The sequence below is a fragment of the Streptomyces sp. NPDC055189 genome (genome assembly GCF_053606765.1).
The window spans coordinates 1-15,242 of sequence record NZ_JBSGSG010000041.1 but is presented as its reverse complement, the minus strand read 5'-3'; the positions used below and the strand labels follow the sequence as shown (position 1 = coordinate 15,242).

Annotated in this window: 13 protein-coding genes; 2 read left to right on the top strand and 11 right to left on the bottom strand. The window is 72.6% G+C overall.

The annotated features are described in order from the left end of the window. Position 1: 1 nt before the first annotated feature. The 10 genes from ACWFR3_RS26205 to ACWFR3_RS26160 form a co-directional block, all read right to left on the bottom strand. Positions 2–1,282, bottom strand: coding sequence for an acyl-CoA dehydrogenase family protein (locus ACWFR3_RS26205; protein ID WP_453737068.1), 1,281 nt, complete (start codon positions 1,280–1,282; stop codon positions 2–4). Continuing rightward, positions 1,279–3,900 carry a molybdopterin-dependent oxidoreductase gene (locus ACWFR3_RS26200; protein ID WP_453737067.1) on the bottom strand — a complete coding sequence of 874 codons (2,622 nt, stop codon included), beginning with the start codon at positions 3,898–3,900 and terminating at the stop codon, positions 1,279–1,281. Before ACWFR3_RS26200 ends, ACWFR3_RS26205 begins: the two co-directional genes overlap by 4 nt. Beyond that, positions 3,897–5,063: an LLM class flavin-dependent oxidoreductase gene (locus tag ACWFR3_RS26195; protein WP_453737066.1), complete on the bottom strand. Its 1,167-nt coding sequence runs from the start codon at positions 5,061–5,063 to the stop codon at positions 3,897–3,899. The genes ACWFR3_RS26200 and ACWFR3_RS26195 overlap by 4 nt, the downstream gene beginning before the upstream one ends. Before the next feature lie 56 nt (positions 5,064–5,119). Further along, a complete protein-coding gene (locus tag ACWFR3_RS26190; protein ID WP_453737065.1) occupies positions 5,120–6,397 on the bottom strand; it encodes an ABC transporter ATP-binding protein in 1,278 nt (425 codons plus the stop codon). Continuing rightward, positions 6,394–7,518, bottom strand: coding sequence for an ABC transporter ATP-binding protein (locus ACWFR3_RS26185; protein WP_453737064.1), 1,125 nt, complete (start codon positions 7,516–7,518; stop codon positions 6,394–6,396). Before ACWFR3_RS26185 ends, ACWFR3_RS26190 begins: the two co-directional genes overlap by 4 nt. Then, positions 7,502–8,476: an ABC transporter permease gene (locus tag ACWFR3_RS26180; protein ID WP_453737063.1), complete on the bottom strand. Its 975-nt coding sequence runs from the start codon at positions 8,474–8,476 to the stop codon at positions 7,502–7,504. Before ACWFR3_RS26180 ends, ACWFR3_RS26185 begins: the two co-directional genes overlap by 17 nt. Continuing rightward, on the bottom strand, positions 8,473–9,579 hold the full coding sequence (locus ACWFR3_RS26175; RefSeq protein ID WP_453737062.1) for an ABC transporter permease: 1,107 nt from the start codon (positions 9,577–9,579) through the stop codon (positions 8,473–8,475). Before ACWFR3_RS26175 ends, ACWFR3_RS26180 begins: the two co-directional genes overlap by 4 nt. Then, positions 9,576–11,168, bottom strand: coding sequence for an ABC transporter substrate-binding protein (locus tag ACWFR3_RS26170; RefSeq protein ID WP_453737061.1), 1,593 nt, complete (start codon positions 11,166–11,168; stop codon positions 9,576–9,578). The genes ACWFR3_RS26175 and ACWFR3_RS26170 overlap by 4 nt, the downstream gene beginning before the upstream one ends. 617 nt (positions 11,169–11,785) lie before the next feature. Next, positions 11,786–12,727 carry a DsbA family protein gene (locus ACWFR3_RS26165; protein WP_453737060.1) on the bottom strand — a complete coding sequence of 314 codons (942 nt, stop codon included), beginning with the start codon at positions 12,725–12,727 and terminating at the stop codon, positions 11,786–11,788. Further along, positions 12,724–13,188 carry an RrF2 family transcriptional regulator gene (locus tag ACWFR3_RS26160; protein WP_453737059.1) on the bottom strand — a complete coding sequence of 155 codons (465 nt, stop codon included), beginning with the start codon at positions 13,186–13,188 and terminating at the stop codon, positions 12,724–12,726. Before ACWFR3_RS26160 ends, ACWFR3_RS26165 begins: the two co-directional genes overlap by 4 nt. Positions 13,189–13,444: 256 nt before the next feature. Between ACWFR3_RS26160 and ACWFR3_RS26155 the strand changes: the two genes are divergently transcribed. Then, on the top strand, positions 13,445–13,996 hold the full coding sequence (locus ACWFR3_RS26155) for a cupin domain-containing protein (protein ID WP_453737058.1): 552 nt from the start codon (positions 13,445–13,447) through the stop codon (positions 13,994–13,996). A gap of 22 nt (positions 13,997–14,018) precedes the next feature. Here the strand turns inward: ACWFR3_RS26155 and ACWFR3_RS26150 are convergent, their stop codons facing one another. Continuing rightward, positions 14,019–14,411 carry a hypothetical protein gene (locus ACWFR3_RS26150; RefSeq protein WP_453737057.1) on the bottom strand — a complete coding sequence of 131 codons (393 nt, stop codon included), beginning with the start codon at positions 14,409–14,411 and terminating at the stop codon, positions 14,019–14,021. A gap of 117 nt (positions 14,412–14,528) precedes the next feature. Between ACWFR3_RS26150 and ACWFR3_RS26145 the strand changes: the two genes are divergently transcribed. After that, positions 14,529–15,155 (top strand): GntR family transcriptional regulator, encoded by a 627-nt coding sequence (locus tag ACWFR3_RS26145; RefSeq protein WP_453737126.1) that lies wholly within the window; start codon positions 14,529–14,531, stop codon positions 15,153–15,155. The last annotated feature ends 87 nt before the right edge of the window (positions 15,156–15,242 follow it).

Here is a 15,242-nt window from a genome sequence, read left to right as displayed (position 1 = left end):
GTCACTTGCCTTCCGGTGCGGTGGGGCGGGCGGGGGCGGTGTGGTGGGCGAGCGCGGTGTGGCGGTCGAGTGCGGCGCGTCCTGCCGCGAGGAGGACGGAGTCGTCCTGCGGGGTGTGGACGCGGCTGCAGAGCACGTCGCGGTAGTGGCGCTGGAGCGGGTTGGCGCGGGTCAGTCCGTGGTTGCCGGTCAGCGCGATGGCCTGTTCGACGGCGCTGATGGCGGCGCGGGTGCCGAGCACCTTGGCCATGGCCGCCTGCTCGACGGCGTCCTGGTCGCCCGCGTCGACGCGGGCCGCGAGGGTCTCGACCAGCGTGCCGGCGCCGGTGAGCGCGGTGTCGATCTCGCCGACGGCACTCTGGAAGCGGGGCAGCGTGGCCAGCGGCGCACCGAGGGCGGTGGGTACACGTTCGTGGAGGAAGCCGATGAGCCAGTCGCGGGCGGCCCCGGCGACGCCGAGGTAGAGCGCGGTGAGGCCCAGCGCGTTCCAGGCGCCGATGGCCGGGTCCGGGCGGGCGCCCGGGATCGCGCCGGGTTCGGCCAGGCCGATGACGTCATCCGCGCCCACGGGTACGGCGTCGAGCAGCACGTCGTCGCTGCGGCTCGCACGCAGTCCGACGTGGTCCCACGTCGGCTCGATGCCCAGGCCGGGGCTTGGAGCACGGACGATGAACGAGCCGACGCATACGGGATTTTCGTCGGTGCGGGCGAAGACGAGCATCCTGCTCAGCCCGACCGCGCCCGTCGAGTAGATCTTGCGCCCCGTCAGCTTCCAGTGGTCGCCCTCGCGCCGGGCGGTCGTGGCGGGCAGACCGCCGCGCACGGGGCTCCCCAGCTCGGGTTCGACGCGCAGGGCGTTGACGAGGGCGGGTCGGGTGGAGCTCTCGGCGAGGAGGTCCGCGTACGCCCCGGCCGGCCAGGCGGGGGTGCGGGCTTCGGCCGCGTGGACGAAGAGCGTCATCGCGGTGACCAGGGCGACAGCCGGGTCACCGGTCCCGAGGGCGCGCAGGATGCGCACGGTGTCGGCGAGCCCGGCCCCCGGTCCGCCGTGCCGGGGCGCGACGGTCGCGGTGAGCAGCCCGGCTCCGTGGACGAGGGCGAACCCCTCGTCGGGGAAGGTGGCATCACGGTCATGCTCGGCGGCCCGTGCGGCGAGGGCGCGGGTGAGCTCGGGCAGGCGGTCGAGGTCGAGGGGCGGCAGAGCGAGGGCCTGGCTTTCGGTGGCGGCCGGGCTGTCGGTCGCGGCTTGGGGGCGGGTGCGGGTTTTGGGGGTGCGGGTCACGGGTTCTCCGGCCGTCGGGGATGCGGGGTGGGGCCGTGGTCGGGTTGCTGGGGGCGCGGGGCGGCGGGGGCCGCTCGGAGTGGCCGCGTCGCCGCGTCGGCATCTGCTGTCCGCGCGCGGGAGTGGGATACGGCCTCGCCCGCGACTACGGCCTCGCCCGCGGCCGCGATGCCTCCGTCTCCGGCGGTGCCACCCCGAAACGGAGACGGCATGAGGTCGCCGCCTGTTGGCCGGGAACGGGAGCCGGCGGCTGCGTGACGCGGGATGACTCCGCCGTCCTGGAACGGAGGCGGCTGTCGGACCGTCACGGGCGGGGCTGCTCCCTCGTACCTCTCCGCCTGGACCAGGGCGTGCTGGCCGGTGCAGCCCTGGGTGAGCCGGGAGCTGGGGATGTCGGCGGTGAGGGTGTTGGGGTTGCCGTGCACGCACAGGGGCCGTTCGCCGTCACCGGGGGCCGGGTCGAACCAGGCTCCGGTGGGCAGGCGCAGCACGCCGGGGCGCAGTCCCGTGGTGATGCGGGCTCCGGCGAGCACGGCTCCGCGGTCGTTGAAGAGGCGCACGACATCGCCCTCGCTGATGCCGCGGGCGGCCGCGTCGTCGGGGTGCAGTTCGACCGGCTCCCGGTCTGCGACCTTCGAGGCGAGGCTGTGCGCGCCGACGTCGTTCTGGCTGTGCAGGCGTGTGGCGGGCTGGTTGGCGATCAGCAGCAGGGGGCGGCGGGCGGCGGCGGGAGCTCCGGGCCACTCGTCGGGTTCGAGCCAGGCGGGGTGGCCCGGGCAGTCCGCCAGGCCGAAGCTCTCGATGGTGGCGGAGGCCAACTCGATGCGTCCGCTGGGCGTGTCCAGGCGGTAGGTGTCCGGGTCGTGCCGGAAGTCCTCGAAGAGGGTGAAGTCGCGGGGACCTTCGGGGAGTTCGAGTTCGCCGGCCGTCCAGAAGGTGGCGAAGTCGGGAACGTCGGCGCCTTGGGCTGTCTGGTCGTCGCGCCATTGGCCGTAGAGGTGCTCCAGCCACTGGCGCGGGGTGCGGCCCTCGGTGAAGCGTTCGGCGAAGCCGAGGCGGGCGGCCAGGCCCGCCAGGATCGTGTGGTCGTCGCGGGCCTCGCCCACCGGGTCGGTCGCCCGGTGCATGGCGATCAGGTGGGTGTCGCGCCGGCCTCCGCCGAAGTCCTCGCGCTCCAGGGTGGTGGTCGTGGGCAGGACGATGTCGGCGTGCCGGGCGGTGGCCGTCCAGTGCGGTTCGTGCACGATGACCGTGTCGGGGCGGGCGAAGGCCCGGCGCAGCCGCCCGAGGTCCTGGTGATGGTGGAAGGGGTTGCCGCCGGCCCAGTGGACCAGGCGGATGTCGGGGAAGGTGCGGCGCTCGCCGTCGTAGTCGTAGCTCTCGCCCGGCTGCAGCAGCAGGTCGGCGATGCGGGCGCAGGGGATGAACTCCTGGACCGGGTTGGAACCTTGGGGCAGATGCGGCAGGCGGATCTGGGGGCCGTGGTCGCCGACGTCACCCATGGAGCCGTAGCCGTGCCCGAAGCCCGCGCCGGGCAGGCCGATCTGGCCGAGCATGGCAGCAAGGGCGAGGCCCGCCCAGACGGGCTGTTCCCCGTGCTGGATGCGCTGCAGCGACCAGGTGACGGTGATCAGTGTGCGGGAGGCCGCCATGCGGCGGGCCAGGCGGCGGATGGCGTCGGCGTCCAGGCCGCAGATACCGGCCGCCCACTCGGCGCTCTTGACCGTGCCGTCCGCGCGGCCGTCGAGGTAGCGGACGAAAGTGTCGAAGCCGACGGTGCAGCGGTCGAGGAAGGCGCGGTCGTGCAGGTCCTCGGCGAGGAGGGTGTGTGCGAGGCCCAGCATGAGCGCGGTGTCGGTGGCCGGGACCACCGGGTACCAGGTGGCGTCCAGGCCGTCGGGCAGGTCGGCCCGCAACGGACTGACAAGCGCGATACGGGTTCCGGATCCCGCGAGGTCGGCGAGGTGACCGGGAGTGCGGTGGCGGGTTACTCCGCCGGGGGTGACGTGCACGTTCTTGGCGGGGATGCCGCCGAACGCCACGATCAGCTCGGTGTGTGCGGCCAGCGTGGGCCAGCTGGAGGCGGCCCGCAGGACGGCCCGGGCGCCGGCCCGGCCGACGATGTGCGGCAGCAGGACGAGTGAGGCGCCCAGGCTGTAGGAGTTGCGGGAGGCGGTGTAGCCGCCGAACTGGGCCAGGAAGCGGTGGAGTTGGCTCTGGGCGTGGTGGAAGCGACCGGCCGATGCCCAGCCGTAGGAACCGCCGAACACCGCTTGCGGGCCGTGCGTGTCGCGGACGCGGGCGAGCTCTGCCGCCACGAGGTCGAGCGCCTCGTCCCATGCGACCTCGACGAACGGCTCGCGTCCGCGGCCCCGGCCGGTGCCGGGTCCGTGTTCGAGCCAGCCGCGCCGGACGGCGGGCCGCTTTACGCGGGTGGGGTGGCGCAGCGCTCCTGCGACGTTGCCCAGGAGCGGTGAGGGTGAGGGGTCCTGCGGGTGGGGCCGCAGGTCGAGCGAGCCGTCGGCGGCGGTCCGCACACCGTAGGCGCCCCAGTGCGAGGTGGTCGGCAGGTGCCGGGCGGGGGCGGAGGTGATGTGCCGGTCAGGGGCAGAGGTCATGCGGGCACCGCGGGGTCTCCCAGGGCGGCCGGGGAAATTTGCTCGACCTGCTCCACCTGTTCGGCCTGTTCGCGGACCAGTCGGATGAGCGTGCCGTAGTCGCGCGCGTCGGCCAGCGGCGAGAATCCGCGGATGAGCAGGGTGGAGACGCCCAGGGCGACGTAGTCGAGCAGCGATTCGGCGACCTGCTCGTAACTGCCGACGAGCGCGGTGGAGTTGCCCGCGGCGCCGGTGGTCTTCGCGATGGCCGTCCACAGCCGCTTGTCATGGACCTCCCCTTGAGCCGCGTACTCCAACAGCCGCTGGGAGCCGCGCTGTTGACTGTGGTCGAGGTTGAATGCCTTGCGCGCCTCGCCCGCCCGCTCCTTGGTCAGTCGCAGGATCTCGCGGGCCCGCTCCCAGGCTTCGGCCTCGGTGGCGGCGGGGATGGGGCGCAGGCTGACGCTGAAGCGGGGGTCGCGGCCGTGCGGGCGGGCGGCGTCGCGTACCTCGCGGATGCGCTCGGCGATGCCGTCCAGTGGCTCGCCCCAGAAGGCGTAGACGTCGGCGTGCCGGCCGCCCACGCGGATGGCGTCCGTGGAGGCGCCGCCGAAGTACACGGGGATGGGCTCTTGGGGCCGCACCGCCGACAGGCCTCCCCTGACCTGGTAGAAGTCGCCGTCGTGGTCGAAGGGCTCGGTGGCGGTCCACTCCTTGCGGACGACATCCAGGAAGTCGTCGGTGCGGCGGTAGCGGGTGGGCTTGTCGGTGAAGTCGCCGTCGCGGGCCTGGTCCGTGTCGTCGCCGCCGGTGATGACGTGCAGGGCGATCCGTCCGGGGTGGAAGGCGTCGAGGGTGGCGAACTTGCGGGCGGCCAGGGTGGGCGCCACGAAGCCGGGCCGGTGGGCGAGCAGGACGCCGAGCCGGTCGGTGTGGGTGAGGATCTGGTCGGCGACGGTGAAGCCGTCCGGGCTGGCGGAGGAGTGGGCGACCAGGACGCGGTCGAAGCCCGAGGCCTCGTGGGCGCGGGCGAGGTCGCGCAGGTAGCCGGGCTCGACCACGGGGCCGCGGGCATGGCCCGACTCGGTCCGTGCGGAGATGCCGTCACGGCCGGCGACGGGGGTGCCCGAGCCGCTCTCGCTGGTCTCCTGGGTGGCGGCTATGCCGATGAACTCGATGGGCATGAGGGGTTTCTCCGGGGTGAGGGATGGAGGAGGTGGGTGCCGGGGCGAGGGAGCACTCAGTTGAGGTGGTCACGCCAGGTGGCGGCGTGGTGGCAGGCGACGGTGAGGGAGGTGTCGGGCGATGCGGTTCGGTCAGCCGGCCGGTCCGATACGAATCCGGCAACCGGCCCGTCCGACCCGGACCCGGCAACCGCCCTGTCCGAGCCGGACCCGGCAGCGAACCCGGCCGATGCCGTCCCGGTGGCCGACCCACCGCCGACAGCCGACCTGGCTGAGGCGCTGCTGTCCGCCGTCTTACCGACTGCCGCACCGGCCACGGCCGCTCCGGCGGTGCCCGCCGCGCCCCCGACCGTCGCCGGGAGGGGCTCCTCGCGGCACTCCGGCCCGGCGAAGCGGCACCGTGGCGCGAAGACGCAGCCCTCGTCCTCCGGCCATGGATCGCGGTCGGCGGGTGCGCGCAACTGGGCCGGCAGCAGGCGGTGTTCGCGTCGCACGCTGGGCGCCGATGCGGTGAGCAGGGCCGTGTACGGGTGCCGGGGGCGCTCGAGGACTTCGCTGATGGGTCCCTGTTCGACGAGTCGGCCGCGGTAGAGGACGGCCACCCGGTCGGCGATTCCGGCCAGAGAGCTGAGGTCGTGGGAGATGACCACGATGGCCAGGCCCAGTTCGCGGCGCAGCCGGTCGAGCAGGCTCAGGACGAGGTTGCGGTTGGAGGCGTCCAGGGCGCTGACCGGCTCGTCGGTCAGGAGCAGCCGGGGTCGGGTGACGATGGCGCGGGCCAGGGAGACCCGCTGGCGCTGGCCGCCGGAGATCTGCCCCGGGGTGCGTGAGCCGAAGGTGTCCGGGTCGAGGCCGACCAGTGTCAGGGCCTCGTCGGTGCGTGCCGCTCGCTCCCGCCGGTCCAGGGCGCCGACCGCGGCGAGGGGTTCGGCGACGATGCGGCGGACGGTCAGCTCCGGGTCCTGGGAGCGCAGCGGGTCCTGGAACATGTACTGGACGGAGCCCGAGCGGCGGAAGTCCCGCAGTTCGCCCCTGCGCAGCGTGGTGAGGTCGCGTCCGTCGAAGGCGATGCGGCCCGTGTCGGGGCGGACCAGGCCGACGGTGGCGCGGGCCAGAGTGGTCTTGCCCGAGCCGGTCTCGCCGATGATGCCGACGATCTCCCCGGCGCGGACGTCCAGTTGGACGTCGCTCAGGACGCGGGCGCTCTTCGCGGCACCGCGTACGGCGCGTCGGCCGTAGGAGACTGCGAGTCCTTGGATCTGCAGGAGCGGTGCGCCGGGAGTGGCGGCGGCGTCGGACTGCTCGCCGGGGCGGGGGGCCAGTGCGGTGCTCACAGGGCGGCTCCTGGCGCTGCTACGGCCCGGTCGGACGCCGCGTCATCGCCATCTGCCGTACGCGGCAACCCGGTTGACCCGGCCGGTCGCAGGCAGCGCGCCCGCCGCCCGCTGTCGAGCGTGCGCAGCGCGACCGGGCCGGCCGTGCACTGCGAAGTGACGTACGCGCAACGGTCGGCGAATCGGCATCCGGGCAGGTCCGCACCGGTTTCGGGAGGCCGGCCGGGAATGATGTCGAGCTCGCGCCGCCCCCAGTCGCCGATGGAGGCCACACGCAGCAGCGCCTCGGTGTACGGGTGCGCGGGCGCGGCAAGAACCCGGGCGGTCGGGCCGTCCTCGACGATCTCGCCCGCGTACATCACCACGACGCGGTCGCAGCTCTCGGCGACCACCGCGAGGTCGTGCGTGACAAGGAGGAGGGCGAGGCCCTGCTCCTGGCGCAGGGTCTTGAGCAGTTCGAGGATCTCCGCCTGGATGACGACGTCGAGTGCCGTCGTCGCCTCGTCGGCGATGAGGAGTTCGGGCTCGCAGGAGACGGCGATCGCGATGAGGACGCGCTGCAGCATGCCGCCCGAGAGTTCGTGCGGGTAGTGGTGGTAAAGCTCCTGTGGGCGGTGCAGTCCCACGGCGGCGAAGAGCTCCACGGCTCGGGTGTGCGCGGCTGGGCGCGACAGGCCGCGGCCCACGCGCAGTTGCTCGGCGAGCTGGCGTCCGACGGTGAGGGAGGGGTTGAGGTAGGAGGCGGGGTCCTGGAAGACGGCTCCGACGCGCCGGCCCCGTACGCCGTTCCAGCCTTTGCGGGACAGGGCGGTCAGTTCCGTCGGGAAGCCGGCACCCCAGCCTCCGCCCCCGTCCCTGTCCTCGTCCCCGTCCCGGACGGTGAGGGTGATGCGTCCCTGGCCCACCTCGCATCCGGGCGGCAGCACGCCCAGGACGGCGCGGCAGGTCAGGCTCTTGCCGCTGCCGGACTCCCCCACCAGGCCGACGGATTCGCCGCGGGCGAGGCTCAGCGACACGTCGCGTACGGCGCGTGCGGTGCCGCCGATGGTCACGTCGAGTCCTTCGACCGTGAGGACGGGCGGGTGTGGTGCGTGGTCCGTGGCTTCAACCGGCCGTGACATGGTGTTCGGCCTCCTTCACATCCGGGGTGGTGTGCGAACTCCCGTACACACGGTCCGTGTTGGGCGGCTCGACTGTCGCAGTCGCGGGCGCCGCCGGGGCAGTGACCGCTCCGGCGGCCGCGGGCACGGCGAGGTCGCCGGCGTCCGGTACGCCGCTGTCGCGGATCGCGTCGGCCAGCAGGTTGAGCGACCCGACAGTGATCATGATTGCGGCGCCGGGGATGAGCGGCGCCCACGGCTGCTGGGCGAGGTAGCCCAGGTCGGAGGCGAGCATGCCGCCCCAGGTGGGTGCGGGCGGCTGGACGCCGAGCCCGAGGAAGGTCAGCGAGGACACGACGAGGAGTGCCTGGCCGACCATCTGGGCGGTGGTCACCGCGACCGTCGGCAGGATCTTGCCCCAGACGTGGGTGCGCAGGATCCACCACCGCGAGGCGCCCATCAGCTCGGCCGCCTCGACGTACTGCGCCTGTTTGAGGCCGAGCGCCGCAGCCCGGGTGACCCGGAAGTACAGGGGTGCGAACAGCACGCCGAGGGCCACCATCGCCTGGTGCATGCCGTTGCCGAGGGCGCCGACCACGGCGATCGCGAAGACCGTGAACGGCATGATCATCAAGGTGTCGGCGGCGCGCTGCGCGGTCCATTCGAAGGTCCGGCCCAGCCATACGGACGCGACCCCGGGCACGATGCCGAGCAGCATCGCGGTGGCGACGGCCTCCAGCGCGCCGACCAGGGAGAGGCCGGTGCCGTCCAGGAGGCGGCTGAGCACGTCACGGCCCAGGTAGTCGGTGCCCAGGAGATGGCTGCTGCTGGGCCCTTGCAGCATGTCCGACGGATTCTGGCCCAGCGGGTCGTGCGGGGCCAGTGTGCCGCCCGCCACGGCGAGCAGGGCGACCAGAGCCAGGACGGCCAGCGCGAGGCGGGCCGAACCCCGGCGCCACGTACGGCGAAGAACCCTCATGCCGCGCCCCCTGCCGTGCCGGCGCCCCGGCGGGCAGTGGCGCCCCGGCGGCCGGTGGCGCTCCTGCGGGCGGCCGGATTGAGGGCGGCGAGCGCCGCGTTGACCGCGACGTTGGCGGCGAGCACGACGGCGACGGTGACCAGGAGGGTGCCCTGGATGACGGGGATGTCGTGGCGCTCGGCGGCCTGCAGCGACAGCTGGGCGATGCCGGGCAGGTTGAAGATCTTCTCGGTGACGACCGCACCGCCCAGGATGACGGGCACGCTCACACCCAGGACGGTCAGCGCGGGCCCCGCCGCGTTGCGCAGCACGTGCCCGAACAGGACGCGCCGGGCGGAGAAGCCGCGCATCTCGGCGCCGGTCACGTAGTTCTCCCGCAGCGCGCCGACCAGGGAGGTGCGCAGTTGCCGGGCGATCGAGGCGGCGGCGTCCAGGCTCAGCGCGAAGGCGGGCAGAATCGCGTAGCGCAGCCAGGGTCCGAGTCCCGAGCCCAGCGGTTCGTAGCCGCCGGTGGGCAGGGCGCCGAACTGGACGGCGAAGACGACGATGAGCACGATGCCGATCAGGAACGGCGGCAGGGTGGCCAGGGCGGAGCAGACGAGCGTCACGGTGCGGTCGAGGCGGCCGCCGTTGTCGATCGCGGCGGCGATGCCCGCGCCACCGCCGATGACCACGGCGAGCAGCATCGCGAGTCCGGCGATGGACAGGTCCACCGGCAGGGCCTGGCCGATGCTGTCGGCCACGGGGACGCTGGTGAACCACGAGACGCCCAGGTCACCGGTGAACGCGCTGCCCAGCCAGGTGAAGTACTGCACGTACAGCGGACGGTCGAGGCCGAACTCGGCCTCCATACGGGCGATGTCCGCCGGCGTTGCCGTATCGCCCAGGACGGCGGCGGCCGGGTTGGCGTCGGACAGGGCGCCGAGAGCGAAGGTCAGGAGCGAGGCGAGGAAGAACACCGTGGCCGTGGTGGCGAGCACCCGTCCCAGCGGGCGGGGTGCGGCGGCCAGGCGCCGGGAGAGCGGCGCCCATGTGCGGCGGGTCGTGAGATCGCCGGTGGCTGAGGAGGGCGGTTTCGCGTCCGGGAGTGCGGGGGCGCTCATGAAACGGTGACCCCCTCGAATCGCTGGACGACCGTGTAGGCGGGAATCTCGGAGACCTTGGGGCTGCGGGCCAGGATGCGCGGCACGGTGTACAGGAACACGTTGGGCATGGTCCGTACGGCGATCCCGGTGGCCTTCTGCAGCACCTCGGGGTACTTCGGGTCGTCGAGCGGAGTTCGGCGCACGGCGTCCAGGGCCTTTTCCAGCTCCGGCGAGACGGTGCGGCCCGGGTTCATCAGGCCTTCCTTGCCGAAGAGGACCTGGAATCCCTGGACGGCTGAGTCCCGCCCGGCGAACTGGTCGACGTACAGGGCCTTGGCCCGCTGGATGTACACGATCTGGGTCGACTGGTCGGCGGGGATCGTCTCGATCTTCGCGGTGATGCCGACCTTCTTCAGCTGGGCCTGGATCAGCTCCGGCACGCCCTCGCCGTTCTGGGCCGACAGCGTGATCTTGAGGCCGTCGGCGTGGCCCGCCTTGGCAAGCAGCTCCCTGGCCTTCTTGGGGTCGTAGGGGAAGAGCTTGTCGAGTGCTTCGTCGTGACCGGCGTAGCCGTGCGGGAAGGGCTGGCGGGTGGCCTGGCCGTAGCCGAACGAGGCGGTCTTCAGGAGCTCTTCGCGGTCGATGGCGTACTTCAGCGCGAGCGCCACATCGGGGTCGGTGAAGGGCTCCTTGCCGATGTGCACGTCGAGCACGGCCACCACCATGGACGGGATGACCTGGACCTTCAGGCCCGCGGCCTTGGCTGCCTTGACCTGGCTGCCGGGTATCTGCGCGACGTTGTACTGCCCAGATTTGAGCGATGCGACGACCGTCGAGGGCTCGGGGAGCGGATAGAGCTCGAAGTTCTGCGTCTTGATGTGCCCGGCGTCCCAGTAGGCGGGGTTGGCGCGCAGCACGGCCTTGGAGTTCTCGACGTAGGAGGCGAGCGTGTAGGGGCCGGCGCCTGCGGGCTTCGTGGCGAGGCTCGCCGCGTTCTTCTCGAAGGCCTTGGGGTTGACGACCATGCCGGTCTTGCCGACGAGCAGGGCGGGGATCTGGAAGTCCGGTTCGGTCAGGGTCAGTTCGACGGTGTGCTCGTCGACGGCGGTGACCTTCTTGACCCCGATCAGCTGGGCGGCGATCAGCGACTTCTTGTAGTCACGGCCCCGCTCGATGCTCTTCTTCACCGCGGTGGCGTCGACGGGGCTTCCGTCGCTGAACTTCAGGTTCTCGCGCAGGGCGAAGGAGACGACCGTGCCCGCGTCGTTGTACGTCCAGGAGCGGGCCAGGGCCGGGACGGCTTCGCCCTTCTCGTCGAGCTTGGTAAGGCCCGCGTAGACCAGGGAGAGCGAGTGCACGTCCCACCCGGCCGATGAGGTGACCGGGTCCCATGAAGTCGGCAGGTCCCAGCCCCACTTGAGGACCCCTCCCCCGCCCGCACCGCCTGCCGTGGACTCACCCCCGCAGGCGGACAGGGCCAGGGCCGCACCGGCGCCGAGCGACATGCCGAGGAAGGCTCGGCGGCCGGGGGCGGGCAGCCGGGCGGGGGACGGATCGGCGGTGTCGGCCGACGCTCCGAAGGGGAAGGGTGTGCCGGACTTCGGCATGGGTGCGCACCTTTCTCGGCTGCGCCGGATCGCTCGGGCGATCGGGCAAGGCCATGGGACGCCCGGTGTGCGGGGCACGGGCGAAGGAGGTGGGGAGGGCGGGGTCTTGCGCAGCGGGTCGCGGCGTCACCCGCGTCCGTCAGCGGGGACGTCGCACCGGATCAGGGACGGGCCGCGGGCGGATGCGGTGAGCGCAGCGAAGGAGTGAGAACGGTCGACGCGGCTCGTGCCGCGGGGCGTGGAGCGGGTGTGGAGTAGGAGCCGACTCAGCGGGAGGCCGGGAGTTCCCGCGCCTCAGGAGAGCCGTGATGCGACGCGGCCGCCTGACGGAGGGCCGGGACGTACCGCCTGACGGAGAGGGCCGGGACGCCGGGACCGGAGCTTCGCGAAGGGCGGCCGGTCGACCGGGTCAGCGACAGAGCGCGCTGGAGGTGCGCAGATAGTCCACGTAGCGGCAGACCACGCCGGGGTGCATCGAAGGCATGCCCTGCATCCTCACGGCCGCAGCCCCGCCGTGTCAATGGACACCTTTAGGTGTCTCATTGTCCGAGACCCCTCCGAGACCCCGACGACCTGCACCTTCCCTCAATCCGCGCGCCGTGCTGGGGTGTTCGCGGTCAGCCGTGCGCCCGCGTCGCGGGGTGCGTGGCAGCTTCCTCGGGGTGCAGCCACAGCGGGCCGTTCCCCGTCTCGACGCGCACCGCCTCGCGCGGCGCGTCCGACGTGCCGGCGAGCAGTTCCAGCTCGCGCCGGGTGAGAGTGCGCCACTGCGCCAACGCCGCGTCGGCCGAGAGGGGTTCCGGTGCGGCGGACGGCACCGGCTCCCCGGCAGCCGCCGTCGCCGCCGCCAGGTAGCTTTCCAGGGGCCGCCATCCCGGCACGCAGACGCGTCCGCCGGGGCCGTCGAACAGCAGGGTCGGCAGGGCGAAGCGGTACTGCCCCTCCCCCACTTCCTTGGCCCGCCCCGGATGGGGCCCCGGCTCCTGCAAGTTCCGTACCTCGGGCAGCGGCTTTCTCGTCTCCGCCCAGTCCGCACGGACCGCGGCACGGGTGTCGGGGTGTGACAGGTCGGCGAGCAGCCGGTCCCGGTCGAGTCCGGGGACGCCGCGCACGGCGTCTGCCACCGCCTCGGGGGTGTCGGCCGGAGCGCCCAGGACGAACGTCGTCTCGCGCAGTCTGCGCAGCACCCGCTCGGCGACCTGTTCGCCCTGCGCCCCGGCGGCCTTGGCGGCCAGGGACGCGGGCCAGCTCGTGCGGGTCAGCCAGTTCAGCCGGGCGGCATAGGGGGCGCGGGTGTGCGCGCTCACGTCCTTGATGAAGCCTTCGTACCAACGGGCCTCGGCATCAGGGTCGGGCGCCGGATCCTCGTCCTCGTCGAAGAGGATCCCGAACACCCGGCGCCAGCGCAGCTGCGGCCGCAGGCGGTGGCGCAGGAGCCGGAAGACGGGGTCGGAGCCCCAGGCCCACGGGCAGGCCGCGTCGGTGACCTCGGTGACCTCGACGAGAGCCGCGGAGCCCGATGCCGGGGCACCGGCATTTGATGGCGGTGCGGTACTCATGCCGGTACGGCCGTCGAGATCTCGTGCGTGCTCTCGCCGCCCCGGCCGCCCGCACGCTCCGTGCCGCGCTCGGCGAGGGCGGCGATGCTCGTGCCGTCCAGGACCGCCCGGGCGGCCGCCTCCGTCGCGCGCCACAGGTCCGGAAGGCCGCCGGCCGCCGCCGGGTAGCCGAGCCCTTCGGGACGCTCGCCCCGCACGGTGAAGAACTCGCCGTCCACGGCGGTCATCACCTCGCCGACCGTGATCGAGTGCGCGTCCCTGGCGATCCAGTAGCCGCCCTCACATCCGCGCTGGCTGCGCACCAGGCCGGCCGAACGCAGGTCTCTGAAAACCGACTTGAGGAAGCGGAAGGGAATGTCCTGCACGGAGGCGATGGCCTCGCAGGTCAGTGGCCGCGCGCTGTCGGCGGCCAGTTCGACCAGCGCCCGCACCGCGTAGTCCGCCTTGGCAGAGATCTGCATGTGCACCGTCTTCCCGAAGCATCCGTACGTGCCAACCGCCCCGGGCAAGGCGCTGAACGGCCACCCCGACGACAATGGACACATCTTGACATCCATTCGCCCGGCTCTCTACGGTCGCCCAAGGATCTTGGGCACGCCGTCCGCCGGACCAGCACCCGCCACGGCTTTCCGCGGCCGGTATCGGTGACCAACACCGGCGTGCGCCCGCCCCATTCCGGCCCGGCCGTCACGGCCCGCCCCGACGAGCAGGATTCCCATGGCCCCGCACCCCGCGCCCGCGTCGCCCGACGACAAGCCGTCCGCCGCCTCTCACGACGCCTTCCACCCGGACCTTCCCGGCCACGACAACGCCGCGCTGCCCCTGAGCTCCCGCCTGCACCACATCCGCGCCGACGCCCTGGACGGCGACACCGCCCAGACCGGCGGCATGCGGCGCTTCGCCGCGATCAGCGGCGCGAGCGTCGGCTCGGAGCGCATCTGGATGGGCCAGACCCATGTCGCCCCGGACACCGCCTCCTCCAACCACCACCACGGAGCGTCCGAGACAGCCATCCATGTCATCAAGGGACACCCGGAGTTCGTCTTCCTGGACGACTCAGGCGGCACCCCCGAGGAGATCCGCATCCGCACGGCGCCCGGCGACTACATCTTCGTCCCGCCCTACGTCCCGCACCGCGAGGAGAACCCCAGCCCCGACGACGAGGCCGTCGTGGTCATCGCCCGCAGCACACAGGAGGCGATCGTGGTGAACCTGCCGGAGCTGTACGTGCTGGGCGGCGAGGCTGACACCGAGCGCTCGGAGGGCTGACGGGGCGGGCGAACAAAACGGCCTATCCGTCTCGCGGCTCAGTGCCGCCGCAGTCCCCGACTTCGTACACCCGCCCCAACCACTCCAGCGGACGACGTGGAACGTACCCGGCGGGCCTCACCGTGTACGACCCGAGGCGCAGCGGTGAGCGGAACACGAATATGGCGGCCCAGATTCCCCAGGCTCCGGGCACACCGGGCCTTCTGGTGAAGGAGCCTTCCATCGTGACGAAGTAGATCGGTGTCAGCGGAGCACTCACTCCACCGTCTTCGTGCAGGTGCTTGATCGCGGCGTCCTGAGTTGTCGCCACCAGCCTGAGGTTCCGCGGTGCGTCCTCGCCCCAGAGCCGGGCCCAGTCAGATGCGATCAGGCGTATGCGGTCGATCAGATCGTCGGGCATGACGTCGTCACCCATGTCCGCACCATAGCCACCCCTAGATGCGGCGCAAGGCCCGCAGTCGAGGCCGGGCCAGGACTGCGTGCTCCGTGGTAACTTCCGTATACAAGGTGTATGCGATCTTTGGGGGTAGCGGTGGCGTCGGGTCGGGAGAAGGCGTACGCGTATCTCAAGGACACGGTGCTGACGGACCCCGCGATGCAGGGCGAGTTCCTCTCGGAGCAGGACATCGCCGATCGGATCGGCGTCTCGCGTACCCCGATCCGCGAGGCGTTGCTTCTGCTCGCCGCCGAGGATCTGGTCGATCTGGTGCCCAAGCGCGGTGCCCGGGTGGCGCCGTTGTCGGGACGTGAGATCACCGAGTTGATGCAGCTGCGCGGGATCGTCGAGCGGTACGCGGCGCAGCACGTCATCGGCGCGGGCCAGGCTCCGGTGCGGGAGTTGGGCGAGCTCCTGGAGCGCCAGCTCGCGCTGAGCGGTCCGGCCCAGGCCAAGGAGTTCATCGACGTGGACCACCTGTTCCACTCGACGCTCGTGTCGGCCGTGGGCAACGCGCTGCTCGACCGGCACTACGAGGGGCTGCGCAGCCGTCAGGTGCGGGCCGGTGTCGTGGCCCTCTACAACCAGCAGGGCCGTCAGGACGCGGTGCTCGACGAGCACCGGGCCATCGTGGACGCGCTCGAAGCCGGCGACGCGCAGGCCGCGTGCGCCGCGATCGACAGTCACCTGGAGTCGACGCTGAAGGTGCTGCTGGCCGGATAGGCGCCGGCGGGCGCAGGCGCCGGGTCTTCCATCCCTCACTTTGCGTCTGCGCGCGTCGCCGGGCCGGAGGGCCATGGCCCTCCGGCC

Excerpts from the sequence above, each read along its gene's own strand:
- ACWFR3_RS26200 (WP_453737067.1), bottom strand. The coding sequence starts at position 3,900 with ATGACCTCTGCCCCTGACCGGCACATCACCTCCGCCCCCGCCCGGCAC.
- ACWFR3_RS26195 (WP_453737066.1), bottom strand. The coding sequence starts at position 5,063 with ATGCCCATCGAGTTCATCGGCATAGCCGCCACCCAGGAGACCAGCGAG.
- ACWFR3_RS26185 (WP_453737064.1), bottom strand. The coding sequence starts at position 7,518 with ATGTCACGGCCGGTTGAAGCCACGGACCACGCACCACACCCGCCCGTC.
- ACWFR3_RS26180 (WP_453737063.1), bottom strand. The coding sequence starts at position 8,476 with ATGAGGGTTCTTCGCCGTACGTGGCGCCGGGGTTCGGCCCGCCTCGCG.
- ACWFR3_RS26175 (WP_453737062.1), bottom strand. The coding sequence starts at position 9,579 with ATGAGCGCCCCCGCACTCCCGGACGCGAAACCGCCCTCCTCAGCCACC.
- ACWFR3_RS26170 (WP_453737061.1), bottom strand. The coding sequence starts at position 11,168 with ATGCCGAAGTCCGGCACACCCTTCCCCTTCGGAGCGTCGGCCGACACC.
- ACWFR3_RS26165 (WP_453737060.1), bottom strand. The coding sequence starts at position 12,727 with ATGAGTACCGCACCGCCATCAAATGCCGGTGCCCCGGCATCGGGCTCC.
- ACWFR3_RS26160 (WP_453737059.1), bottom strand. The coding sequence starts at position 13,188 with ATGCAGATCTCTGCCAAGGCGGACTACGCGGTGCGGGCGCTGGTCGAA.
- ACWFR3_RS26155 (WP_453737058.1), top strand. The coding sequence starts at position 13,445 with ATGGCCCCGCACCCCGCGCCCGCGTCGCCCGACGACAAGCCGTCCGCC.
- ACWFR3_RS26150 (WP_453737057.1), bottom strand. The coding sequence starts at position 14,411 with ATGGGTGACGACGTCATGCCCGACGATCTGATCGACCGCATACGCCTG.